We start from the raw sequence: 23,907 nt of genomic DNA, 5'->3' as shown, positions 1-23,907 counted from the left end.
CATGGCAAAGGTTATTGTAGCTCTATTAAAACCAAGGCTGATTTTTGGTATCGCGTTACTGTTGAGTCTTACTGGGGTTGCCAGTTGGTTTACCATTTACGAGCAAGAAGATCCGGCTTTTCCTTATCGTAATGGCACAATCACTTTGCAAAGCCCTGGTTCTTCTATTTCAGTGCTCAACAATACGGTGGTCGCACCTTTGGAGCAAGTCCTTAGGCAAGTTGATGAGATCCGCACATTCGATGTCAGCGTAGTACACGGCGCACTTTCGGTAGGCATCGAGTTACAGGAAACCATCTATGATACGGATAGTGCTTGGCGCCGAGTCCGTGACCGGTTAGCGGGCCTTGCAACAACATTAGCCCCACTGCAGTTGCAACTAATGGATAGAATTCAAGACACAGAAGGCATTCTGTTGTCAGTACACAGCGGCAAAGGACTCGTGTTAGACCGTCAGTTGGCACTTAGCGTACGAGACGAGCTTTATAAAATACCTGGGGTTAGGAAAGTGTCTTTAGTAGGCGATCCTGGCCAACGAATTGAGGTGATTTATCCTCAAATGCAGATGCTGCAATCTGGTGTGTCGCCACTGGAATTAGCCTCGGCAATTCGACAAGCCAATAGCAATGAAATTTCGGGAGAGATACTTTTTGATGCGATTCGCACAACCGTTCAACCGCTGACCCATTTGACAGGAATTGCTGCGATTGAGTCGCTACATGTAAAAGTGGCAGCGCAGAGCGCGCTACCGCTGACGAGTTTGGCTGAAGTAAGGAGCAGTTTTGATAGCGATAAACTCCCCCGTTTCTGGTTAGATGGCCAACCCACGATTGGGCTTGCTGTCACTGTGGTGCCAAATAGCATCAGAAGCAGTAATTTTAGTCAGGCATTCAAAACCACAATTGCCGAGCTAAATAGCCGATTTTCACCAAGTGAAATTAAAATACAGTTGTTTCAACCTGAACAAACCAAACTACGCCGGCAAGATCTTGAGTCATCGTTGTTGCTGAGCGCCGTGGCTGTGGTATTGGTATTGATGGTGTTGATGTCCTTACGTGCAGCCTTAATTGTCGGCATATCGTTGCTTGTCATTACCTGTTGTAGTATCGCGGTTTTTGCATTGGGTGGCGGTATTTTACAGCAAATGACGATCGCTGGATTAATCCTCAGTTTAGGCTTGATGGTTGATAGCAGCATCATTATGGTAGAGCGAGTCAGCTTTTATCGTGAGTCGGCGTTGTCATTGCGCTATGCCATTGCCAATAGTATTCGCGATTTGTATAAACCTTTGCTGTCATCGACTTTAACAACCATCGCTGCTTTTATTCCGATGCTGTTGGCAAAAGGTGATGTAGCTGATTTTATTAGCAGTATTCCGGTCGTGGTGATTATTACCATCACCATGAGTTTCATCACCGCCATAGTGCTTATTCCTCTCATGTGTTGTTATTTGATTGGGCAGCCTTCAACCATGCAGAGCGCTAAATGGGTATGGTTGGAAAGTAAAATACGCGGTGCTTTTGCTCACCGAGGGTTGATTGTTGTATTTGTGATTATTGGTTTAGCTGCATTCTTACAGTTTAAAGCTGTTTCGACGCAGTTTTTCCCAAGCAGTGGGCGAGCTCAAGCTTATGTGGATGTTGAATTGGCTTTTGGCTCTAGTATTGAAGCAACCCAAGCTGTAGTGGATAAACTGAATAAACATATTCATGCTGATTTGCGTGTTGACAAGTTGATGACTTTTGTTGGCAGTTCAGGTCCTCGCTTTTATTACAATTTAGCGCAAAAGCCAGAGCAATCGCACTTTGCACGTATCGTCTTTACTACGAAAAACAGTAACGACGTGTCAAACTTGGTGAGGCAGTTTAATGCTGAGTTGCCGTTGTTATTTCCCGCCGTGATAATCCAAGCAAATGAGTTAGGGCAAGGACCACCGATTGCCAGTCCTATTGAGATAAACGTCATGGCAACACATGATCAAGATGCGTTTCAGGCTGCCGAAGCAATTCTCAGTAAGCTACATTTAAACCCTGCGATAGAGAAGATAAGGCGAGATTACGACTTAGGAAAGCCACAATTACAGTTGCAGTTAGAGCAACAGCAATTACAGCTAGTCGGTCTCAATGAAACTGTGGTGAGTCAATACCTTGCTTGGCGTACTAGTGGCTTGTTGGTGACCACGATTGTAGATAATGGCGAGCTGATCCCCGTCTATTTGCGGGATTCAGCAGAGGGAGTGCCCAGCTGGCAACTTAGTTCAACCTTGCTAAAAGGGGCGCAAAGCCAGCTACTGCCGCTTGATTTAATTGCTGATATCAATGTGGTGGGCGTGCCACCAGTATTAAAAAGAACAACAGGGTTTACCCGTTTTACCATTTTGGCGGATGTGGTTGCAGGAAAAGATGAAGAAGAAGTGATTGCTGCACTGATTGAGCCAATTGCTGCACTAGCTCAAAAATATCAAGCTAGGGTTGAATTCGGAGGTGAATTTGAGGAAGCTGCTGAAGCCAATCAAGCGCTGGTTAAAGCTTTGCCAATTGGGGTCATGATTGTTTTCGTGGTACTCATGTTGCAGTTTAATTCTATGCGTTTGGTTTTGTTGGTATTTGTAAGTATACCACTGGCAATGATAGGTGCGCCTGTGGCTTTAGCGCTCACCAATACGCCCTTTGGGTTTATGTCGATATTGGGTTTGCTCACCTTAATGGGCATTGTAGTGAATACCGCGATTTTACTTATCGACGGTGCAGTGGGCAAAATAAAAGCTGGAGAAGCAGTTAAACTGGCGGTCGATGAAGCACTTAAGGAGCGCATGCGCGCGGTGCTACTCACGACATTAACGACAGTCGTGGGGATGTTGCCGTTGGCTCTAGGCAACAGTGCATTATGGCCTCCTTTGGCGTGGACCGTGATTGGGGGACTGTTATCCGCTACGTTACTGATACCATTGGTTTTGCCGCAATTGCTTATTTGGCTGCTAAAGCCACGAAAACTTCGTAACAGGATTTTATGAGAGTATTAATTACAGAGGATAATCAGGATCTTGCCAATTTTATTCGGCTTGCATTGAGCGATGAAGGTTATGCCGCTGATATTGCCGATACAGGGCAACATGCAAGCAGCTTAGTCGACTTGTTTCAATACGATGCGCTAGTACTTGATCTTGGGCTCCCCGACCTAGATGGTTTAGAACTTATCAAGCAAGTAAGAAAAGCGGGCAACACTGTACCCATCCTAATTGTGACAGCACGTGGCGGGATCAACGACCGCATCCAAGGACTCGACTTAGGCGCGGATGACTATATCAATAAGCCGTTTGCAATGGGAGAGTTGCTGGCTCGCTTGCGGGCGATTTTACGCCGCCCTAGCAATTATGTTGGCACCAGTATGACACGGGGAAAACTCTCGCTCGACCCTAAGTCAAAACGTGTCACGGTGGAACAGCGTAATTTGAGTCTAGGTAAAACGGAATTCGCGCTACTGGAATATATGCTGCGCAATGCCTCTTTAACTGTGAGTAAAGAGGCACTATTTGACGCCATTTATGCCCTTGGCTTTGAAGTGACAGACAATGCCATACAAGTTGCGGTGCATCGGGTGCGCAAGAAACTGGAGCTGTTTAACGCCGATGTTACGATTAGCACCATTCGTGGCATAGGGTACATATTAGTATGAACTTTAAAACCAACTCACTGGCGAACAGGTTGTTCCTACATTTTGTCCTTATCAGCGGTGGCTTATTTGCCGCAATTATCTTGGTGTTTTACCTAATTTCTTACCGTTTTTCCGATGTTGCGCTGGAAATGAGCTTTAAGGGGATGTCGGAGGATATTGTTGAACAGTTGAGCTTAGCTGAGGATGGAAGGATTGTTTTCGAAGCAAATAATTTGGTTGAGAAATGGGGTTTCGATGCACTCTATAATAATTTAGGGTTTCGGGTGGTTGATTTAAGATCCGGAGCCATGCTGTTTTCCTCGACACCTCATGATGCAGTGCAGCCTTTGGTCAATGCGCTCAGTAAAGATTTGAGGATTGGCTTTAACCAAAACTTAAATGGCGCGAGCGCATATCGTACTAAGTTACAGTTAAACTACCCACCTAACCTACATACAAGCCAGCCTGAGTTAGTATTAGATCTTATTCGAAGTGACCTGTTAGGTGCGCTGGCCAATGAAGCCGTGATGCCAGCAATGACAAATGTGGCAGTACTGACCATGGCTGCTGCATTTATAGTATTTGTGGTGGTCAGCCTGAAATCAGTCGGTTATTTAGTACGGCCAGTTGAAGTGCTATCGCGACAACTGGGGAGTATCAAACCCAATCAGCTTAATCGGCGCTTAAATGTAGCCCATTTACCCGCGGAAATTGCGCCTTTAGTGACCGCACTCAATCAAGCTATGCAACGTGTGGAAGAAGGGTTTGAAGAACAAAAGCGCTTTGTTGCGAATGCGGCCCATGAGTTAAGAACACCACTTGCCGTTATGCAAACTCGCATTGAAGTCGTCAAAGATTTAGCGACGGTGAAAAAAGAGCTACTCAATGACATAGGATATATGTCGAGGATAGTAGAGCAGTTACTTGACCTCTCGAGAGCACAAAATAAAGCCGCTTACGAGCCGACTCAAGTGTCATTAAACGACATCGCGATTGATGTTTGTATGCTACTTGCACCATTAGCGGTCAGTAATTACAAAGAACTTGAATTTCAAAAGGCAGAGCCTGATAGCATAGTGCTAGGTGATAAAGGTGCATTAACAGTGATGGCAAAAAACCTTATCGAAAATGCCATCAAACACTCTAAACCGCATGCACATATCACGGTACAAATTGTACAAAATCGTTTTATGGTCAAAGACTCAGGGCCAGGCATCCACGAAGCCGATAGAGCAATGATCTTTGAACGTTTTTGGCGCAAATCGCAATCAAATAGCGGTAGTAGCGGTTTAGGTCTTGCTATTGTGCATGAAATTGCTATCGCACATCAGGCTACTATTTTGCTAGAAAGTCCCAATGAAATGGGCGGTAGTAGTTTTGTGATTGAATTTAAAAGGGATGTTTGAGCATTCGCTCGTCAGTAGGTACTGAGTGAACCGGTGAAGGGCAGGTAGTTGAACACCAAAGATGAATAAGCTCTCACCAGCCATGTTTTACGTTTATAACTGGTCGCGAGCCTTTTCCAATTGGAAGTCGGACAAGTCTTTAATATGATGGTTGCGATGTCATTGCTTCACTGGAACGCACCAGATTATTGGTGTATTCGCGAACCTACAAAGCATCTTTTGCCAAATTACCCCAGACGAAGGTAGTATTGTGCATAACTGTATGACTCCAATCATAAAAGCAAGCTAGTTGTAGGCTTAGCAATAAGGTGAGTGTCTAGTTATCTGTTATGTCGTATTCGAATAAGGAGCTCAAATGAGAATTCAGGCTGATGTAGGGACCATCGATATTTTAGGGCATTTAATTCTTTGGTTTATTTTGATAATAATCACTTTTGGTATTGGAGCATTCTTTTTTCCATACTCATTTTCTAAATTCATCATTAATCGTTCACAAGTAATTGATGAAAACGGCATGCAAAGAAAAATGACATGTCGCACCGATATGTTTGGCAATTTAGGGCATGTAATTCTTTGGATTGTCATATCCATAATTACCTTTGGTTTGGGCTATGCCTTTTACTTTTATAAAGTCTGGAATTACTCCTTAAATAATACAGTTATTGAGTAATTTTTTACCATACAAGGCGCTCGAGAAGGAGCCATGCAACATGGCATTTTTGGAATGCGGTTGTCTTTATCTTGTCGGCATGAATTGCTATTTTACAAAACGTCAGAGCTGGTAACGATTGCAAAATAAGATATCAATTCACAAAACTATTGATTCACTTGTCAAAACGACAAACAAGGTGGCAAGTATGAGGAAAACCGCTGCCTTATAAGCACATGGCAGCGGTGGGGTTAGTCTTTATTGGCTAGGTCGTCGTCGTTTTCGATTAACTCAATTTCAGTGATAACGCGACTGGTGAGTTTGATCCGGCCACTTTTTAACAAGGCATCGCGCAATACAAATTCAATTTGCCCATTGAGGCTGCGTAACTCATCGTCCGCCCAACGTTGCAGTGCATCCAATAATTCAGGTTGGACACGCAGCGCAAATGACTTCTTCTTGCTGGTTTGACTCATTAATATAAAGATCCCGTGTTTATAACTGGTTGGGTGTTTTGGTCGCCACATAACACCACGAGTAAATTGCTGACCATTGCGGCTTTACGCTCGTCATCCAAGTCAACTATCTGCTCTTCATTGAGCTTTTCTAACGCCAATTTTACCATGCCAACGGCTCCTTCGACTATGGTTTGCCGTGCAGCGACAATGGCAATGGCTTGTTGACGTTGCAGCATAGCGTGAGCAATCTCTTGGGCATAGGCTAAGTGGCTTAAGCGTGCTTCAATTACTTCAACCCCCGCCGTGGCTAAACGCTCCTGAATTTCGCTTTTTAAATGCTCAGCAACTTCTTGAATATGACTACGTAGTGCCACTTCGCCTTCTTGATGTGAATCATAAGGGTAAGAGACCGCCATATTACGAATGGCTGATTCAGATTGAATGGCGACAAAGTTTTCGTAATCATCGACTTCAAACTTGGCCTGCGCCGCATCTACTACGCGCCATACCACCACGGCGGCAATTTCAATCGGGTTGCCTAGTTTGTCGTTGACTTTGACCTTATCACTATCAAAGTTTCTTACTCGCAGTGAGATGCGTGATTTACTAAACAGCGGGTTAGCCCAGCGTAAGCCAGTGGTTTTTTCCGTACCGGCATACTGACCAAATAACTGCATAACCGCGCCTTCATTTGGGTTAACCAAAAATAAGCCTTTTAGCAATACTGCGGCGATAAGCGCACTAATAGCAGCAACCAGTAAAAACTGCTGTAACCCGCAAATAACCGAGACTGCCAAAGCAACCACGCCAAAAAATGCCGCAACATAGCCCGACATAGACAATATGGGTTTATCCTGTAGTGACTTCATAAAAACATCAATGTGATATTATTTTGATATCACATTAGTTCTAAAAATACTGCGCTGCAAGTTTTTTGTTCCGACTTTATTAAACAACTCGATTTTTGCTGAGTTGTTAATTCTTACCAACTGCTGGACTGTCGGCAAATTGTTGTACTAACCAGCGATGGAAGATCTCTACCTTTGGCCAATTGAAATGATTGGTAGGGCCAACCAGATAGTAATGATAACGGCATTGATGTTGGAATGTTGGTAGCACCTCCAATTGGCCAAGCGCGACTAACGGCTCGATAAGACGTTGGCGCAGCATTGCTACCCCTTGGCCTGCCAATGCCGCTTGTACCACCAAAGCGGCATTATCAATAGCAAGATTGGACGGCAGGTTATGTTCATCCATGTTGAGTTCCGCAAATAGTAAACGCCACGCTTGTTCGGCGTCGGGGCAAATATCCATAATCAATTTTTGTTTTTGCAACTGAGCTTTTAAAGGCTGTGAGGGGTCGAGTATACCGGGCTTATAGGCCAACAGCAGACAATCTGCGGACAGTTTTTCACTGTGTAATTCTGGATATTGGCCTAGGCCGAAGCGAATACCTAAATCAATTTGTCCCTCATCAAATTTCGCGGGTGCGTCGCTTGGATCTATACGAATATTGATATCTGGGTGTGCTGCTTGAAATTGACTGACGCGCGGCAACAGCCAACAGGAGGCAAACGAGGGGAGTACCGATAAGGTTAAGCAATTGGGATTGGGGTCGCGACTTAAGCTTTCAATGCCGTTTTGAATATGTAAAAACGCACTGGTTAAAAACGGCAGCAGTTGCTTACCTTGCGCTGTAAGTTCAACTTTGCGGGTTTGGCGGGTAAAGAGTGTGACCCCAAGTTGTGATTCCAATAAGCGAATTTGTTGACTTACGGCGGCTTGGGTCACGTATAGCGACTCGGCCGCTAACTTAAAACTGCCTAGTTCAGCAGCTAACTTGAAATAGTGCAAACTTTTTAACGGGGGTAGATTCATAGTGCTAAATGATTAAGATTTTCTTAACTATAAGCGAGTTTTTATCGTTTGTCAGGAGAATTTGTCATTCACCATAATGGCAACAACTGGTCACATGATGGGAATGAGTAACATGAAGCAATTAAGTATTTTATGGTTATTGTTAGTAAGCGTTAATGCCTTAGCAAATAGCAGTAATTCTGAGACCTTAGACACAGACGAAGGGTTTCCGTACAAGAACGTCATTATGCGTGCAGACCGCGTTGAGCTGAACTACGCAATGCAGGATGATAAGGTTGAGTGTTCGATTAAAGTGCAGTCGACAGAGTTAAGTAAACCTTATGTCGGCGAAACTCAGCTAGTCAGCAAAAAGCAGTTTCGCAAAACCCCTATGCAAGCCTGTTTAACCCGCCCTGTTGCTAAAGCATTATTGGCGCAGCTGTAACGACCCCAGTTGAGCAAGTTATTCGCATTTTTGGGATAACTTGCTTTTATTTAACGCTTTAGCGTATCTCTCTATCTTTTTAGCGTACTTGGCTTTTGCGGATCATGCGATACAGCCATTCTGGCGAGAGTCTTGACACCCACACCGCCAAGCGCTCCTTAAAGCCGCCGACCACGATATAACTACGGCCTTGTTGCAGCGCTTTGAGCGTACGAATGGCAAAGTCTTCAGCACTCATGGCATTAGCCTGAGCACTGTCCATCTCACCAAGTGGGGTGCCATCGCCAGTTAAGGCATTGAGCGACACATTGGTATTCACAAAACCGGGGAATACGGTGGCAACGCTGAGGCCTTGATCGTATAACTCAGCGCGCAGTGAATTAGCCCAAAGATGAATCGCGGCTTTGGCGGCGCTATAGCTGCTCCGGTATTGCGTGCCAACTAAGCCAGCAACACTGGAAATAAATATCACTTTGCCTTGCGAGGCTAATAGCATTGGTAAAGCTTCGCGGGTCATATTCACAGGCGCAAAATAATCGACTTCAAATAATTGCCGCTCGGTGGCCATAGTGGTGTCTTGCACCAACGCTCGTTGGCTAAGGCCCGCGTTATTAATAAGCCAATCGAGTTTGCCGTAAGTCGCTTTTATTGCAGCAAGTGCAGCGCTGACACTCGCGCTATTACAAATATCGAGTGGCAAACATAAGTGATTTGCTGAGTTTGGCAGGCTTTGCTGAACACGTTCTAATTCGCTTAAACGGCGTGCAGATAAGACGACTTTGGCGCCTTGTTTGGCACACTGGTTGGCAAGCGCTTCGCCAATGCCGCCAGAAGCGCCGGTGATCCAGATAACTTTATCGGTGAGTGTTAGCATTGTTGTTATGACCGATTTTAAGAAAGTGTCACCAACTATGACACTTTTTTATAACAGATTCGACCTCTAAGCGGGATTATTCTGGTAGTATGTCGCAGTTTTTATGTCGTATATGAGTAATTCTATGTTAGCGCCGTTTTATCAGCAGGAAGAGAATACTATTGTGATCAGCCGTGAGCAGGGCAGTGCCTTTGCTAAACAAATTGCTGATGATTTTAACCCGCTGCATGATGTTGATGCCAAAAAGTTCTGTGTTCCCGGTGATTTGCTGTTTTCTTTGGTATTAGAAAAGTATGGCGTAAGCAATAACATGGCGTTTAGCTTCGCCGGTATGGTTGATGAAACATCAAAATTAGTGCTGCCTGAAAGTGGTAATGAGCTAAAAATCACTAGCGCCGAAAAAACCATGCTGATCGTTGAGCGTGAGGGTGAAAACTCGCAGCAAGCAAGTTTAATCGACAGCCTTATCAGCAATTACGTAGCGTTTTCTGGCACGACCTTTCCACATGTCATTATTCCTTTAATGGCTGAGCAAAGCGTGATGATAAACCCAGCTCGACCAATGGTGATTTATGAATCTATGAGCATAGTGTTAGACACTTTAGCGCTAGATGCAGTGACTTTGGTGGCCGGTAAGCATGAATTTAGTTTTGATGGTAAACGCGGCAAAATCGTATTGCGTTTTGACTTGAAAAATGGCGAACAAATAGTGGGCCACGGCGAAAAGCACATGCTGGTATCTGGCATTAAAGCCTATTGCGAACAAGAAGTGGCTGCGTTAATTGATTATTACAACAATCGTAAAGCCACTTTGAAATAACTTTTGTTATAATCACGGCTCATTGAATCAAGTGAGCCGTTTATGTCTTTCCAATCTCTGCAACTCGCCCCTGCGCTGTTAACATCATTACAGGCCTTAGGCTTTGATAACCCAACGCCCATTCAGGCCGATGCCATTCCTGCAGTACTGAGTGGTCAAGACTTATTAGCCAGCGCCGAAACCGGCAGTGGTAAAACGGCCGCGTTTTTGTTACCGATTTTACATCGCCTACTTAGCCGTGAAACTCATGGCGTACCAAGGGCTTTAGTATTAGCGCCAACCCGAGAATTAGCGCAGCAAATCGTCAAGCATGGTGAAGCACTGGCGGAACATAGCCCGCTTAAATTTGTGTTGTTGCAAGGTGGTGCCAATATTGGCCCGCAATGCGAACGCTTAGCCAGTGGCGTGGATGTTGTAGTGGCAACCCCCGGACGGTTGTTAGATCATCTTATCAAAGGCTCATTAAGCTTGTCGGCGATTGAAACTGTGGTGTTTGATGAAGCAGACCGCTTGCTGGACATGGGCTTTAAAGATGAGATCCAACGTATTCGCCGCCGCTTGCCAGCAAAACGCCAGTCGTTATTGTTTTCAGCGACTATCGACAGCGCCATTGAAGAGCTAGCGAATGTACTGCTTGAGCAGCCAGTGCGAATTAATGTGGCTGGTACGAATCGCGCTGCAACGCCTATCACGCAACAGTTTTTCGCAGTTGATGAAGAGAAAAAACAAAAACTGGCAGCGTATTTAATTGGTAAAAACAATTGGCGCCAAGTGCTGGTCTTTGCTCGCACCAAACAGTTAGTCGATGAATACGTTAATGAATTTATTCTTGATGGTTTGCCAGCCAGCGCGCTGCATGGTGATAAAACCCAAGGCCATCGCAACAAAGCGTTGGAGCAGTTTAAAGAAGGTAAAATTCGCGTGCTCGTGGCTACCGATGTTGCTGCGCGGGGGATTGATATTCCTGAATTGGAAGTGGTCTTTAACCTAGAGCTTCCTTATGTGGCAGAAGATTATATTCATCGTATTGGTCGTACAGGACGTGCTGGTAAAGCAGGTCTCGCATTGTCGTTTGTCAGTGTTGATGAAGAGTGGATGTTACAAGAGTTAGAAGTGCTGCTAGATGAGCGCCTTACGCCACAATGGGTGCCGGGTTTTGAGCCGGACCTTAATCGCGAGCCAAAAAATATCAAACGCAACTCCAACAGCGCCCGTAAATCACGGGATAAAAAGCGTATTTTAGGGCAAAGAGCGCCCAAACGTAGATAGCTAACCGATAACTAAAAGTGTTTATAATTTAAATGCATAAGGCGAGCGAGTGCTCGCCTTAATGCTTTAGCGTGGACAGCTCTGATTAGGCTGACAGCGATGCAATTTGCTTTTCAGCTAGGCTTAGTTCCATGGTCGCTTTTAATATGCGGTAAAGGTTCATTGAGGCGTCAATCTCTTCTTTACGGTTGGTTAAGCTTTCAATGTTTAAACCCAGTGGTACGTCTAAATGCGCGCAACTCTTAAGAATTAAATCTAACGCTTCACGACAAATACGAATAGACTCATTAAGCGGCTCTTTGGCGTCTAAAATACGCCATTTAGTCGCTTCTGGTACTGAAATGCCAAGCCACTCCATAAAAGTCAGGGTTTTTTCACCGCCACATGGGGTAAAGGTCAGTATGATGCGTTTAGGTGTTAAGCCTTGTTGGCGACACGTGCGCGCGTAACTGGTGATAAGGTCGATAGTCGCTTGGGCATTGTAAACCGCTTGAGAAATAAAGAACTCGCAGCCTTGCTTGGTTTTTTCAATCAAACGTTCATGTTCATTGCGTTTGTTGGCATGGCGCTCTGCAATCGTGACACCGCCTAAAAAGAACGATTCATTATGAGTTTGTAAAGTCTGATACGCATCCGACAACGGCAGTTTAATCTCACCTTGCGAAGAAGGGCTACCCACTAATACCAAGTTTTTCAGCTTATAGTCGCGTTTGGTTTCATCTAACCATTGGCTAAATTCCGCTTTACTGCGCTGCGCAACACTTTTATAGGTGATCACGTCTAAATGTGATAAGTCTTTCAAAAGGCGGCTATATTCACGCGGATCAACAGTTTGTTTAAATGGAAATGGACGAGGCAGTTCAGTTCGGCTGCTTTCATCTTGAATGTCGTAGATAACCACACCGTCATATTCAATTTCATGCAAACGGCCAAGCAGTTTTTCAGCAATCACTTTTAGTTGTGCTTCATCAGTACCCAGCTTAGGTGGTGTGGTACCAATCAGATAAACCCCCTGATTCGGGTCTAAGATTTTCTCTTCAAGTGATAACGCCATGATCCTCATTCCCAGCAAACTTGTCTCGTTGATAGTGGCTAATATAGCAGCCATTTAGACGTCTAGATAGATTTTTTTAGTGAAAGATCTTCAACAATTATGAATTTCCTTCAAGTTCATATGGGTAGCGGCAAAATAAATTGCGTCGCGATAAAGTGGGTTAAGTCAGCTAAGCGTCATATTTGTTTACATTTATCTTGACGGATTTTGCCGCAAAAATGCTGCAATAAGGCATAATTGAACAGTTTAATAGCTTAGCCACTGGTTTATAGCCCTGATATTGCAGGGTGACAGGCGGTTTGCTAAGTCAGTTTCTTGATAAGAATAACCGTAGGGATTTTATGAAATTTAAACTTCTTGCCAGCAGCTTGGCGGTTACTTTGGCACTGACGGGCTGTGTCAGTAGCGACAATGCAAAAAACACCAACGGGCAAAACACCGCAACTAACAAAGTATTTTCCGAAAATTATGTGCTAGAGGAACTACCAAACGGCTTACGCGTTATGGTGGTGAAAACCAATTATCCTGATGTTGTCTCGCTACAAATTCCAGTGTCGGTTGGTTCGCGTAATGAAGTCGAAGCAGGTAAAACCGGTTTTGCGCATTTCTTTGAACATATGATGTTTAAAGGCTCTGAAAAATTCCCGCAAGATGTGTACGCCGATATCCTAAAAAATTCTGGGGTTGATAATCGCGCTTATACCACTAACGATTACACCAACTACCACCTTAACTTCTCTAAAGAACACTTAGATAAAGTGTTGGAAATTCAAGCGGATATTTTCCAAGGTTTAAGTTACAGCGAAGAGCAGTTCCGCACTGAAGCGCTGACAGTAAAAGGTGAGTATCTAAAAAACAACGCCAGTCCAGTGCGTAAGTTGCTCAACGCTGTGCGTAAAGAAGCCTTTGATAAACACACCTATAAACACACTACCATGGGCTTTTTTGAAGATATTGAAGCTATGCCAGAGCAAATGGCCTATGGCAAAAGCTTCTTTGAACGTTTTTATAAGCCAGAATATGTGTCGTTAGTGATAGTCGGTGATGTTGACCCTAAAGCCACTCTTGAAATGGTGAAAAAACATTGGGGCGGCTGGCAGCGTGGCAATTATGTCGCGGATATTCCGGTTGAGCCACAGCAAACTGCCCCGCGTTATGTACATGAGCAATATGACGGCTTACCAGGTCACTGGGTTTTGGTGTCTTACAAAGGCACAGCATGGGAGCCAACTAAAAAGGATCGTGCAGCGCTGGATTTGATCTCACAACTTTATTTCTCTGAAAACTCTGAGCTTTATCAAGAGCTGGTGGTAGAGAAGCAAATCGCCAGTCAGATGTTTACTTACAATCCAGAAACCAAAGATCCAGGTCTGCTGCATGTGTTTGTAAAAGTGGACAAAGAATCTGATTTAGCGGTCGTGCGTGATGCGATTAATCGTACCTATGCTAAAGCGCGTACTGAGCTTATTGCTGAAGATAAGTTAGCCGCGCTGAAATCAAACCTCAAGTACCGCTTTGTTAATGGCTTGGATTCTTCAGAAGCGATAGCAGACACCCTTGCCAGCTATATGCATTTTAAACGCGACCCTGAGGTGATCAATCAGCTATATGCGTCAGCGGATGCGGTGACGGCAGAAGATATTCGTCGTATTGCCAACCAGTATTTTGTTGATAACAGCCGCACTACAGTGACTATGTCTGCATTAGACAAAATTGCAGGTTTTGAGCATGAAGTGAGTTTGTCTGATGCGGTAGCACAGGCCAGTGCAACACCAGAGCGTCACTTTAAAGTGCTTGATAAAACCAACTCGTCGCCATTAGTGGATGTGAACTTCCTGTTTTATACCGGTGCGGCGGCTGATCCTGCTGGGAAAAAAGGCGTCGCTGCGTTAACTGCGGCTATGATTGCGGGCGGTGGTAGTCAAACTAAGTCTTACAAAGAAATTCAAAAAGCCATGTATCCGTTGGCGGGCAGTTTTAGCTCACAAATTGACAAAGAAATGGTGTCGTTACGTGGCCGTGTGCATAAAGATAACGCAGCAACTTGGTATGCACTGGTGGCTGAGCAATTGCTTAACCCAGGGTTCCGTGACGATGATTTCTCGCGTTTGAAAAAGGAACTGATCGACAGCATTAAAGCGGGCTTAAAAGCCTCTAACGATGAAGAGCTAGGTAAAGAAGTGTTATATTCTGCCCTTTACCAAGGTCACCCCTATGAAAGCTTCAATGCTGGCGACCTATCTGATTTAGAAGCACTGACAATTGAGGATGTCAAAGCGTTTTATCGCACTCAGTTCACTCAAGCTAAGCTTAATGTGGGTTTAACTGGCGCGTTACCTGCTGAGGTGAAAGCCAAAATGTTAAACGACTTAACACGTTTACCTAAAGGTGATGAACGTCGGTTAAGTATTCCGGATGCGCCAGTATTAAAGGGCAAACACGCTACTATCGTGGAAAAAAATGCTCAGTCTACCGCGGTTTCGTTTGGTTTCCCGATTGATACTATTCGTTCAAGTAAAGATTGGACGGCATTATGGTTAGTGCGATCTTACTTTGGTGAACACCGCAGCTCGAATAGCTTCTTGTATCAACGTATTCGTCAAGAGCGTGGCATGAACTACGGTGATTACGCGTATATTGAATACTTCCCTCGTGGTATGTTCCAAACTAAACCGGATGCAAACTTAGGTCGTTCTGAGCAAATTTTCCAAGTATGGTTACGACCGCTACGCTCAAACAACGATGCCCATTTTGCCACTCGTACTGCGTTGTATGAGTTGGACAAGCTCATCAAAAATGGCATGAGCCAAGCGGACTTTGACGCGACACGTAATTTCCTCATTAACTTTGTGCCGCAATTGGTTGCAAGCCAAGACCGTCAATTGGGTTATGCGCTGGATAGCCAATTCTACAACACCGCAAACTTTGTTGAATATGTGCGTAAACAGTTAGCAGGTTTAACCGTGGCAGATGTCAATCGCGTCATTCGCGAGAATTTGCAAACGGATAACATTCACTATGTGTTTATTACGGGCGATGGTAAAGATATGCAGGCGCGCCTTGCTAATGAACAAGCATCACCGCTTGAATACAATACCGAAAAACCAGCGGAACTTGTTAACGAAGATAAGCAAATCGCGGTTTATCCATTAGCAATACCTGCTAAGCATATTCGCGTGCAAGCGGTTGAAGACGTTTTTAAATAAGCAGTAAGTCATTTTATGCTAAGCAAAGCCGCGGTAACCTACTGCGGCTTTTTTGTTTTCGATTCTAAATCATCGACTTCAGTAACTGGTTATCATCATTGATGTTTTACCCAAGGCGCGACTTTATATCGCGCTCCTTGGAGAAATGATGATGAAGGAAATGATTAAATGTAACTACGCCAGCTTTGTGTAAAAGTTTGCGATACTAAACTGTGTTTATCACCCATCATTTCATTCGCTAAGGGTAGCAGCCTATTGGCATGTGGCGATTCGTTATCCAATTGATGAAAATAGTTATTAGTTATAACCATAAATGTAATTTCACTTAGACACTTTGCATTTGAAATTGGGTAGACTAAACCCATATCAGGGTAGACAGTTTTTTAGAGGTGACCTATGCGCCATGAGATTTGGCAAAAACTCCGCGATGAAGCGACGGAGCTTGTAAAAAAAGAACCCTTATTGGCCAGCCATGTCTATTCCAGCGTGTTAAACCATGAGTGCTTGGGTGCTGCGCTGAGTTTTATCGTCGCTAATAAACTGGCCGACGCTGTGGTATCGGCATTTACCATTCGCGAACTGTTTGACCAAGCTTTTGTGCGCTGTGACAGCATGCTGACGCATGTGGCACATGATATTAAAGCGGTTAAAGATAGAGACCCGGCTGCCGATAGTTATCTCAACGTACTATTAAACCTCAAGGGTTTCCATGCCATCCAAGCTCATCGACTGGCTCACTGCCTGTGGCGACAACAACGTAAAGAATTGGCCAGATTTATTCAAAGCCGTACCTCCGAAGTATTTGGTGTTGACATCCATCCTGCTTGTCAAGTCGGCCATGGCATTATGTTTGACCATGCGACTGGTATAGTCATAGGTGAAACCGCGGTAATTGGCGATAATGTCTCAATTCTACAAGGCGTGACGCTTGGCGGTACAGGTAACGAGCAGGGTGACCGTCATCCGAAAATTCGTGATGGGGTGTTGATTGGTGCCGGTGCCAAAGTGCTAGGTAATATCATAGTTGGTGAAGGCGCACGCATTGGCGCAGGCTCTGTAGTGTTAAAGGCCGTACCTGAGCATACTACGGTGGTGGGTATTCCTGCTAAAGTGGTGGGTAAAGCTTGTGTTTGTCCGGCAGAAAGCATGGATCAAAACTTTTTGAACGATGATACAGGCGATGAAAACTCTGATAAGATGGCGCTGAGTTCGGTTTAGCTAAAAGACGCGCTATGAAAGGAATTGTCATTTTTGTTTCGGGTGTTGTTGTAGGTATTTGTGCCACTATAATAGCCGAGGATTGGCTTACCACTTCTCGGCCAGCAGCTGTGGTGAACTCTGTTGCTGCGCCTGAGCCTACGCCTGAAGTACAAAGACCCCAAACCTTAGCCAGAGCGTCTGCTAATCGTGCCGAGCAAGCACAGGAACCTAAAACGGTAGCCACGCCAAGCCAACTAGAGCCCACTTACCAAAACGACGAATTGCCTGATGTGCATTTGCTGATGGCTGAAAACCAAGCCTTACAGCAAACCATTAATGATTTGAAGAGCACGCTCAGTAGACGGGCAAGTCCACAAGATATAGATAAACAAATGATGGATGTGTTTGAAGCTGAACTGCGCGACCCGCAATTTGCTGATGAAACCGAGCTGCAGATCCGCGATTTCTTGTTCCAAAAGGGCTTTTCGGAACAGATTGAAGTCGCCTCAGTGGGCTGTAAAACGACTGTGTGTCAGTTTAGTTTTGTGCCTCGCAATAAAGATAAATTTGATAGTAAAACGTGGCGGACTGTTGCAGATTCGATGTTCGAAACTGAGTGGTGGCGCAAATTTCAAACCTCTTCGTCACGTTCTAGTGACGAGGAAATGAGTATTAAAGTGAGCACCAAGGTTATTCTGCAAAATAGGCCCACAAAATAAGGCTAAAGCATAGGTTCAGCTGGTCGATATCTGAATATCTTAGTCTCTGGCAAGGAGCCAAATATGACCAGCATTCCATCGCGTGCTGATACTGTACAACAGATAGCAAATTTGCCTATCGCAAATGCGCGCACCGCCCAATCTCACTTAAACTCTCAATCTCACTTGAATTCTCAAACTCTTAGCGGATCGGATCGCGCGCCTAATGCTGACAGCGCTGTTGGCGGAAAAAACCATGTGCATATTAATTTCACTGAATCTGAAGAATCAAATCAAAGCGCAACTTCACCATTAGATGCCGAAGCGGCGGGGTATAAAGATTCTAATCAAGAATTTAAACGTCGTTATGAAAAACTTGAGCAAACTTTAGCTGCAGTGCAAGAGCAAATTGAAAAACTGCAAGCCAAAATCAATGCTTTAAAAAAGCCCGTGGCGGCTAGGCAAATGGTGATTAACGCGCCAACTATGCCTGATGTCCCCGCACCTCAAGCGCCAGTGGCCAGTGTTAATGCACTGGCATTAAAAGCCTATGATAAAAGCCAAACGGACAAAGAGCTGGAAGCGTTGGAAGCACAACTAGCAGGCAGCCAAAGCCTTGAGTCTGAGTTGAAAACGGCCATGACGGAAATGGTGGTAGAAGAGCGCGAGCGTTTAGAGGAAATTCGTAAACGCGAAGAGCGTCGCTCTAGGCGACCCCGCTAATAGCGCAAGTTGAGGCCATTGTTTATCCATACCTCAGGTTAACTACGCGGCGTAATGCTGGTAATGGTGCTGGTAACTTGCCCATCTAACAGCTCGGTCACTAAAGTTTGCTCGGCATCGAGGTCGTGCAAGGTTTTGATCACTTTGCCATGTTGCTTGCTGATACTGTAGCCACGTGCCAACACTTGTAATGGGCTGATGCTATCAAGCCGCGCGCTCAGCATGGCCAGTTTTTGTTGCTCGGTTTTAAGCGATTTTTGCATCGCTTGGCTCAAGCGTTGTTGCAAATTGCTAAGCTGGTGTTTGGCTGAAAGTAGGGTTAAATGCGGCGCTTGTTGCTGTAACCTAGCTTGCATACGTGCCAAAGCGGCGTGCTGCTGTTCAAGCCGCCTTTGCATCGCCCGCTGCAATCTGATGGTGAGTTCATCCAATTGCTGTTGTTGTTGACGCAGTTGGTGCTGTGGATGCGTGAGCGCCAGCCGATGACGTAAGTTGGCTAATTGATTAAGGCGCTGGTGGTGTTGCTGACGCCAAGCATGCAACAGGGTGGCTTTGAGAGTTTGGCTGCGTGCTAAGAGCTGGCTTTGATCTGGGCAAACCAATTCAGCTGCCGCAGATGGGGTTGGCGCCCGCAAATCGGCCACATAGTCCGCGATGGTGGTGTCGATTTCATGGCCAACAGCGCTGATGATAGGTAAACGGCTGGCAAAAATTGCCCGCGCAACTAGCTCCTCATTAAAACACCACAAGTCTTCCAAAGAACCACCACCACGACCAACCAATAGCACATCGACTTCATTGCGTTGATTGGCAAGGGCGATGCGCGCGGCAATTTGTGCGGCGGCTTCTTGCCCTTGCACGAGGCAAGGGTAAATGACTACCGCCAATTGCGGCGCGCGGCGCTTTAATACTGTCAAAATATCGCGAATGGCGGCGCCCGTCGGGGAGGTGATGACACCGACAGTATGGATCTGGTTTGGGATCGGTTTTTTGTGTGCGGTGGCAAACAGGCCTTCAGCGGCGAGGCGCATTTTCAAGGCTTCAAATTGTTGTTTAAGTAGCCCTTCGCCGGCAGGCTCGATATGTTCGACAATGAGCTGATATTCACCTCGTGGCTCATACACTGAAATACGGGCATGAACCAGCACTTGCGCACCGTTTTCTGGGCGAAACCGCGCATAGCGGTTATTGCCACGCCACATCGCCGCTTTGACTTGGGCTTTGTCGTCTTTTAGCGAGAAATACCAATGACCTGAGCTCGCCGCGATAAAATTTGAGATCTCTCCAGTTAAACGTAAACTGGCAAAACCTTGCTCCAATACGCTGCGAATGTCGCGGTTTAGCTTGGAAACGCTGTAGATCTCGGTTGGCTGCACGGGGTAATCCTGCTACTTAAAAAAGCGAGTTTATCATAATTTTTGCAAACGGTGCTTTACTCATTTTAGGATCGCTGATAAAATTCGCACGCAATTCCTTACACTCAGTCCTATTGAGAGAAGCCGCACCATGCTAAGAATTGCAAAAGAAGCCCTTACCTTTGATGACGTACTTTTAGTACCTGCTCATTCAACTGTGCTGCCACATACGGCAAACCTCGAAACTCGTCTGACTCGTTCAATCAAGCTCAACATTCCTCTTGTTTCTGCGTCTATGGACACAGTAACTGAAGCTCGTTTAGCCATTGCGCTTGCACAAGAAGGCGGGATCGGTTTTATCCACAAAAATATGACCATCGAAGAACAAGCGCGTAACGTACGTAAAGTAAAAACGTACGAAGCTGGGATAGTTTCTTTCCCTGTGACCGTGCCTGCTTCTTTAACCATCGCTGAAGCGATGACATTAGCCGAAGAGAAAGGTTTCTCTGGTTTCCCTGTGGTTGGCGCAAACAACCAACTAGAAGGGATAGTTACCGGCCGTGATATGCGTTTCGAAACTAAGTTAGATAAGCCAGTGTCGTCAGTAATGACCACCAAAGAGCGCTTAGTAACAGTAAAAGAAGGTGCGTCTCGTGAAGAGATCCTAGGCCTGATGCACGAACACCGTATCGAAAAAATCTTGGTTGTTGATGATGCATTCACTTTGAAAGGCCTTATCACAGTAAAAGACTATCAAAAAGCGCAAGAAAAGCCGAACGCATGTAAAGACGAGTTAGGTCGTTTACGTGTTGGCGCAGCCGTTGGTGTAGGCGCAGGTACTGACGAGCGAATCGCGGCATTAGTTGAAGCGGGCGTTGACGTACTTCTTATCGACACTTCACACGGCCACTCACAAGGTGTTATCGAGCGTGTTAAGGCGACTCGCGCAGCCTATCCAAAGCTACAAATCGTTGCTGGTAACGTCGCCACGGCGGAAGGTGCAATTGCCCTTGCTGATGCTGGCGCCGATGCGGTTAAAGTGGGTATTGGCCCTGGCTCAATCTGTACTACGCGTATCGTTACGGGTTGTGGTGTACCACAATTAACTGCGGTATCAGATGCTGCCGGTGCAATGAAAGAGCGCGGTATTCCAGTTATCGCTGACGGCGGTATTCGCTTCTCTGGCGATATCGTAAAAGCCCTGGTTGCTGGCGCTTCATGTGTGATGGTAGGTTCAATGTTCGCGGGTACTGAAGAAGCACCAGGTGAAGTTGAATTGTACCAAGGCCGTTACTACAAATCTTACCGTGGTATGGGTTCACTGGGTGCCATGAACCAAAAAGAAGGTTCATCAGACCGTTATTTCCAAACTTCAAAGCAAGCTGAAAAGTTAGTACCAGAAGGGATTGAAGGTCGCGTGGCTTATAAAGGCCCAATCGCTACCATTATCCACCAGCAAATGGGTGGTATTCGCAGTGCAATGGGTTTAACGGGTTGTGCGACTATCGCTGAACTCAATGTGAAACCGCAATTTGTGCGCGTGACATCAGCGGGTATGGGTGAATCACACGTTCATGACGTGCAAATCACCAAAGAAGCGCCAAACTACCGTTTAGGCTAAGTGCTTACACTAAGTGCTTGCACGGGCCAGTTCAGCTGGCCCAGTTAATTTTTACGGTAAGCCTTCGTAGTAGGGTTTACTTAAGATTCGATTGTTAACTCACGAGATCTCCATGAGCAAAGACATTCATGATTCCCGCATTCTGATCCTAGACTTCGGTTCGCAGTACACTCAACTTATCGCCCGTCGCGTCCGTGAAATCGGCGTTTACTGTGAGCTTTGGGCTTGGGACGTAACTGAAGAGCAAATTCGCGAATTCAACCCACAAGGTATTATCCTGTCTGGCGGCCCTGAGTCGACAACAGAGCAAAACAGCCCACGCGCACCTGAGTATGTATTTAATGCCGGCGTGCCAGTACTAGGTATTTGTTATGGTATGCAAACCATGGCAATGCAATTAGGTGGCCGTGTTGAAAGCTCAAATCAGAAAGAGTTCGGCTATGCCAAAGTCGAAAAAGTGTCTGACTGTGCACTATTTAAAGATATCCAGGACCACATCGAAAACGGTCTGGGTATTTTAGATGTATGGATGAGCCACGGTGATAAAGTGGTTGAGATCCCACCAACATTCCAAACATCGGCAAAGACCGATACTTGCCCACATGCGGCTATGTCTTGGGAAGAAAAACGTTTTTACGGCGTCCAATTCCACCCAGAAGTGACGCACACGCACCAAGGTTTACGTCTACTTGAGCGTTTTGCTATCGACATTTGCGGCTGTGAAAAACTCTGGACACCTGCGCAAATTATCGAAGATGCGATTGCTCGCATTAAAGAAAAAGTGGGTGATGATGAAGTTATCCTTGGTCTTTCTGGTGGTGTAGATTCATCAGTCGTAGCCATGCTTATTCACCGTGCAATTGGTGACAAGCTTACGTGTGTATTCGTCGACAACGGCTTACTTCGTTTAAACGAAGGCCAGCAAGTGATGGATATGTTCGGTGATAAGTTTGGTCTGAACATTGTAAAAGTGGATGCAGAAGAGCGCTTCTTAAAAGCACTTGAAGGTATTGATGAGCCAGAGGCAAAACGTAAAGCGATTGGCCGTACATTCATTGAAGTATTCGATGAAGAAGCGTCTAAGCGTGTTAATGCTAAGTGGCTTGCACAAGGTACGATTTACCCAGACGTCATTGAATCAGCTGCCTCAGCAACGGGTAAAGCACACGTGATCAAATCTCACCACAACGTGGGTGGCTTACCAGAAGATATGGAGCTTGGTCTGGTTGAGCCTATCCGTGAGCTATTCAAAGACGAAGTGCGCAAAATTGGTCTTGAGCTTGGCCTTCCTTACGACATGTTGTATCGCCACCCGTTCCCAGGCCCCGGTCTAGGTGTACGTGTACTTGGTGAAATCAAGAAAGAGTACTGCGATTTGCTACGCCGTGCAGACGCTATCTTCATTGAAGAACTGCACAAAGCTGAGCTTTACCACAAAGTATCACAAGCCTTTACGGTATTCTTACCTGTTAAGTCTGTAGGCGTAATGGGCGATGCACGTAAGTACGATTGGGTTGTTTCACTTCGCTGCGTTGAAACCATCGACTTTATGACTGCACGTTGGTCACATTTACCGTATGACTTCCTTGGTCGCGTTTCAAACCGCATCATCAACGAAATCAACGGCATTTCACGTGTTGTTTATGATATTTCAGGCAAGCCACCAGCAACAATTGAGTGGGAATAATATCCCTTTAATTGACTAAGAATTATCTGACAGTATTATTGAAGCCCGCTTTGTAGCGGGCTTTTTTGTTTTTTGGTTAGTCATTTTTGGCAATGTCTGGCAACGCCAAGCACGGTTTGACCGTGGTATTTTGATGGGTATGATTCATCGGTAATGCCATTGATTACGCCCGATACCATGCTGAGTGTTTTTGGTGGGGCATGGATGTACACTCCCGCCAAGAACACGCGGAATGGAAAGAGAGCGACCCAGAAAAGCACATCTTCGACGTTAAGGACTACGTTTCGTATGCCCAGGAACGCCAGCAGGAACGCAACGAAGAGGTTGCAAGCTTTGTTAAAAAAGGTAACTAGATAAGGATTACTGATTATGGAGTTTAACTTTCCACTCCAAAACCTTGCGGAGGTATTTGGTTTCTTCGCCGTGATGTTCATTGTGATGCTGGCGTTCTACTTCTTAGGACAGTGGAACAAGCGTTAAAGCACCTCACGAACAGGCAATAGGTAAAAGTCGCGGTGGTAATTCGACCAAAATACATTTGGCTGTAGATAGCGCAGGTCTTCCTGTTCATTTTGAACTATCTGGAGGGCAAACTCGTGATGTTAGTTATGGTGAGTCACTTATTTTATCTTCGCCTAAAGTAGAGGTCGTAGTAGCAGATAAAGGCTACGACAGCCAGCCATTGCGAGAGCTGATTGAAAGCTGTGATGCACAGCATGTCATTCCCAGAAAAGGGAATAGCAAACAGGGCAATGATGATATTGATTGGTGTCTTTATCGTTACAGGCATTTGGTTGAAAATGCATTCCTGAAGATAAAAAAGTACCGAGGGGTTGCAACTCGCTACGATAAATTATCATAGCGTGGTCGCTTTAGCCTTCTCATTAATATGGCTACCCATGTGGGTTGGTTGAATTATGCACACCAAAGT

Annotated in this window: 19 protein-coding genes and 1 pseudogene; 14 read left to right on the top strand and 6 right to left on the bottom strand. The window is 45.4% G+C overall.

Annotation, left to right across the window (positions count from 1 at the left end; all coding sequences use genetic code 11):
• Nucleotide 1: 1 nt before the first annotated feature.
• The 4 genes from ACFOEE_RS05445 (at nt 2) to ACFOEE_RS05430 (ending at nt 5,730) form a co-directional block, all read left to right on the top strand.
• The gene (locus ACFOEE_RS05445) at nt 2-3,013 is read left to right on the top strand and encodes an efflux RND transporter permease subunit (RefSeq protein ID WP_377121703.1); all 3,012 of its coding nucleotides are present in this window, start codon (nt 2-4) and stop codon (nt 3,011-3,013) included.
• Complete coding sequence (locus ACFOEE_RS05440) at nt 3,010-3,675, top strand: response regulator transcription factor (RefSeq protein WP_377121701.1); 666 nt, start codon at nt 3,010-3,012, stop codon at nt 3,673-3,675. Before ACFOEE_RS05445 ends, ACFOEE_RS05440 begins: the two co-directional genes overlap by 4 nt.
• Complete coding sequence (locus tag ACFOEE_RS05435; RefSeq protein WP_377121699.1) at nt 3,672-5,060, top strand: sensor histidine kinase; 1,389 nt, start codon at nt 3,672-3,674, stop codon at nt 5,058-5,060. The genes ACFOEE_RS05440 and ACFOEE_RS05435 overlap by 4 nt, the downstream gene beginning before the upstream one ends.
• 355 nt (nt 5,061-5,415) lie before the next feature.
• Nucleotides 5,416-5,730 carry a DUF6693 family protein gene (locus tag ACFOEE_RS05430; protein WP_377121697.1) on the top strand — a complete coding sequence of 105 codons (315 nt, stop codon included), beginning with the start codon at nt 5,416-5,418 and terminating at the stop codon, nt 5,728-5,730.
• Between the two features lie 230 nt (nt 5,731-5,960).
• Here the strand turns inward: ACFOEE_RS05430 and ACFOEE_RS05425 are convergent, their stop codons facing one another.
• The 3 genes from ACFOEE_RS05425 to ACFOEE_RS05415 form a co-directional block, all read right to left on the bottom strand.
• Nucleotides 5,961-6,185, bottom strand: coding sequence for an Arc family DNA-binding protein (locus ACFOEE_RS05425; RefSeq protein ID WP_377121695.1), 225 nt, complete (start codon nt 6,183-6,185; stop codon nt 5,961-5,963).
• Nucleotides 6,185-7,036, bottom strand: a complete 852-nt coding sequence (locus ACFOEE_RS05420; RefSeq protein ID WP_377121693.1) for an SPFH domain-containing protein — start codon at nt 7,034-7,036, stop codon at nt 6,185-6,187. Before ACFOEE_RS05420 ends, ACFOEE_RS05425 begins: the two co-directional genes overlap by 1 nt.
• A gap of 106 nt (nt 7,037-7,142) precedes the next feature.
• Nucleotides 7,143-8,045: a LysR substrate-binding domain-containing protein gene (locus ACFOEE_RS05415; protein WP_377121691.1), complete on the bottom strand. Its 903-nt coding sequence runs from the start codon at nt 8,043-8,045 to the stop codon at nt 7,143-7,145.
• Nucleotides 8,046-8,157: 112 nt separating this feature from the next.
• On the opposite strand from ACFOEE_RS05415, the gene ACFOEE_RS05410 reads away from it, so the two are divergent.
• The gene (locus ACFOEE_RS05410; protein WP_377121689.1) at nt 8,158-8,469 is read left to right on the top strand and encodes a hypothetical protein; all 312 of its coding nucleotides are present in this window, start codon (nt 8,158-8,160) and stop codon (nt 8,467-8,469) included.
• Between the two features lie 79 nt (nt 8,470-8,548).
• Here the strand turns inward: ACFOEE_RS05410 and ACFOEE_RS05405 are convergent, their stop codons facing one another.
• Nucleotides 8,549-9,343, bottom strand: a complete 795-nt coding sequence (locus tag ACFOEE_RS05405) for an SDR family oxidoreductase (protein ID WP_377121687.1) — start codon at nt 9,341-9,343, stop codon at nt 8,549-8,551.
• A 124-nt stretch (nt 9,344-9,467) separates the two neighbouring features.
• On the opposite strand from ACFOEE_RS05405, the gene ACFOEE_RS05400 reads away from it, so the two are divergent.
• Both ACFOEE_RS05400 and ACFOEE_RS05395 read left to right on the top strand, forming a co-directional pair.
• Nucleotides 9,468-10,163, top strand: a complete 696-nt coding sequence (locus ACFOEE_RS05400; protein ID WP_377121685.1) for a DUF3581 family protein — start codon at nt 9,468-9,470, stop codon at nt 10,161-10,163.
• Between the two features lie 42 nt (nt 10,164-10,205).
• Nucleotides 10,206-11,432, top strand: coding sequence for a DEAD/DEAH box helicase (locus ACFOEE_RS05395; protein ID WP_377121683.1), 1,227 nt, complete (start codon nt 10,206-10,208; stop codon nt 11,430-11,432).
• Nucleotides 11,433-11,517: 85 nt separating this feature from the next.
• On the opposite strand, the gene ACFOEE_RS05390 is transcribed toward ACFOEE_RS05395, so the two are convergent.
• The gene (locus tag ACFOEE_RS05390) at nt 11,518-12,486 is read right to left on the bottom strand and encodes a methylenetetrahydrofolate reductase (RefSeq protein ID WP_377121681.1); all 969 of its coding nucleotides are present in this window, start codon (nt 12,484-12,486) and stop codon (nt 11,518-11,520) included.
• Nucleotides 12,487-12,827: 341 nt separating this feature from the next.
• Between ACFOEE_RS05390 and ACFOEE_RS05385 the strand changes: the two genes are divergently transcribed.
• From ACFOEE_RS05385 to ACFOEE_RS05370, 4 genes are all read left to right on the top strand, one after another.
• Complete coding sequence (locus ACFOEE_RS05385; RefSeq protein WP_377121679.1) at nt 12,828-15,692, top strand: M16 family metallopeptidase; 2,865 nt, start codon at nt 12,828-12,830, stop codon at nt 15,690-15,692.
• 396 nt (nt 15,693-16,088) lie between these two features.
• Nucleotides 16,089-16,910 carry a serine O-acetyltransferase gene (cysE, locus tag ACFOEE_RS05380; RefSeq protein ID WP_377121677.1) on the top strand — a complete coding sequence of 274 codons (822 nt, stop codon included), beginning with the start codon at nt 16,089-16,091 and terminating at the stop codon, nt 16,908-16,910.
• A gap of 14 nt (nt 16,911-16,924) precedes the next feature.
• On the top strand, nt 16,925-17,611 hold the full coding sequence (locus ACFOEE_RS05375; protein WP_377121675.1) for a hypothetical protein: 687 nt from the start codon (nt 16,925-16,927) through the stop codon (nt 17,609-17,611).
• 63 nt (nt 17,612-17,674) lie between these two features.
• Entirely contained in the window at nt 17,675-18,313 is a 639-nt protein-coding gene (locus tag ACFOEE_RS05370; RefSeq protein WP_377121673.1) for a hypothetical protein, read from the top strand.
• Nucleotides 18,314-18,351: 38 nt separating this feature from the next.
• Here the strand turns inward: ACFOEE_RS05370 and xseA are convergent, their stop codons facing one another.
• The gene (gene xseA / locus ACFOEE_RS05365) at nt 18,352-19,689 is read right to left on the bottom strand and encodes an exodeoxyribonuclease VII large subunit (RefSeq protein WP_377121671.1); all 1,338 of its coding nucleotides are present in this window, start codon (nt 19,687-19,689) and stop codon (nt 18,352-18,354) included.
• Nucleotides 19,690-19,819: 130 nt separating this feature from the next.
• Between xseA and guaB the strand changes: the two genes are divergently transcribed.
• From guaB to ACFOEE_RS05345, 3 genes and pseudogenes are all read left to right on the top strand, one after another.
• On the top strand, nt 19,820-21,289 hold the full coding sequence (gene guaB, locus ACFOEE_RS05360; RefSeq protein ID WP_377121669.1) for an IMP dehydrogenase: 1,470 nt from the start codon (nt 19,820-19,822) through the stop codon (nt 21,287-21,289).
• 112 nt (nt 21,290-21,401) lie between these two features.
• Nucleotides 21,402-22,976, top strand: coding sequence for a glutamine-hydrolyzing GMP synthase (gene guaA, locus ACFOEE_RS05355; RefSeq protein WP_377121667.1), 1,575 nt, complete (start codon nt 21,402-21,404; stop codon nt 22,974-22,976).
• Between the two features lie 493 nt (nt 22,977-23,469).
• Nucleotides 23,470-23,890: pseudogene (locus tag ACFOEE_RS05345) on the top strand (IS5 family transposase); the annotation flags it as partial.
• Nucleotides 23,891-23,907 lie beyond the last annotated feature (17 nt).

The organism is Pseudoalteromonas fenneropenaei (assembly GCF_042643375.1).
GTDB lineage: Bacteria > Pseudomonadota > Gammaproteobacteria > Enterobacterales > Alteromonadaceae > Pseudoalteromonas > Pseudoalteromonas fenneropenaei.
Note: the sequence above shows the minus strand (reverse complement) of the source record. Positions and strands in the feature narration are given on the sequence as shown.

Excerpts from the sequence above, each read along its gene's own strand:
- ACFOEE_RS05445 (WP_377121703.1), top strand. The coding sequence starts at position 2 with ATGGCAAAGGTTATTGTAGCTCTATTAAAACCAAGGCTGATTTTTGGT.
- ACFOEE_RS05440 (WP_377121701.1), top strand. The coding sequence starts at position 3,010 with ATGAGAGTATTAATTACAGAGGATAATCAGGATCTTGCCAATTTTATT.
- ACFOEE_RS05435 (WP_377121699.1), top strand. The coding sequence starts at position 3,672 with ATGAACTTTAAAACCAACTCACTGGCGAACAGGTTGTTCCTACATTTT.
- ACFOEE_RS05430 (WP_377121697.1), top strand. The coding sequence starts at position 5,416 with ATGAGAATTCAGGCTGATGTAGGGACCATCGATATTTTAGGGCATTTA.
- ACFOEE_RS05425 (WP_377121695.1), bottom strand. The coding sequence starts at position 6,185 with ATGAGTCAAACCAGCAAGAAGAAGTCATTTGCGCTGCGTGTCCAACCT.
- ACFOEE_RS05420 (WP_377121693.1), bottom strand. The coding sequence starts at position 7,036 with ATGAAGTCACTACAGGATAAACCCATATTGTCTATGTCGGGCTATGTT.
- ACFOEE_RS05415 (WP_377121691.1), bottom strand. The coding sequence starts at position 8,045 with ATGAATCTACCCCCGTTAAAAAGTTTGCACTATTTCAAGTTAGCTGCT.
- ACFOEE_RS05410 (WP_377121689.1), top strand. The coding sequence starts at position 8,158 with ATGAAGCAATTAAGTATTTTATGGTTATTGTTAGTAAGCGTTAATGCC.
- ACFOEE_RS05405 (WP_377121687.1), bottom strand. The coding sequence starts at position 9,343 with ATGCTAACACTCACCGATAAAGTTATCTGGATCACCGGCGCTTCTGGC.
- ACFOEE_RS05400 (WP_377121685.1), top strand. The coding sequence starts at position 9,468 with ATGTTAGCGCCGTTTTATCAGCAGGAAGAGAATACTATTGTGATCAGC.
- ACFOEE_RS05395 (WP_377121683.1), top strand. The coding sequence starts at position 10,206 with ATGTCTTTCCAATCTCTGCAACTCGCCCCTGCGCTGTTAACATCATTA.
- ACFOEE_RS05390 (WP_377121681.1), bottom strand. The coding sequence starts at position 12,486 with ATGGCGTTATCACTTGAAGAGAAAATCTTAGACCCGAATCAGGGGGTT.
- ACFOEE_RS05385 (WP_377121679.1), top strand. The coding sequence starts at position 12,828 with ATGAAATTTAAACTTCTTGCCAGCAGCTTGGCGGTTACTTTGGCACTG.
- cysE (WP_377121677.1), top strand. The coding sequence starts at position 16,089 with ATGCGCCATGAGATTTGGCAAAAACTCCGCGATGAAGCGACGGAGCTT.
- ACFOEE_RS05375 (WP_377121675.1), top strand. The coding sequence starts at position 16,925 with ATGAAAGGAATTGTCATTTTTGTTTCGGGTGTTGTTGTAGGTATTTGT.
- ACFOEE_RS05370 (WP_377121673.1), top strand. The coding sequence starts at position 17,675 with ATGACCAGCATTCCATCGCGTGCTGATACTGTACAACAGATAGCAAAT.
- guaB (WP_377121669.1), top strand. The coding sequence starts at position 19,820 with ATGCTAAGAATTGCAAAAGAAGCCCTTACCTTTGATGACGTACTTTTA.
- guaA (WP_377121667.1), top strand. The coding sequence starts at position 21,402 with ATGAGCAAAGACATTCATGATTCCCGCATTCTGATCCTAGACTTCGGT.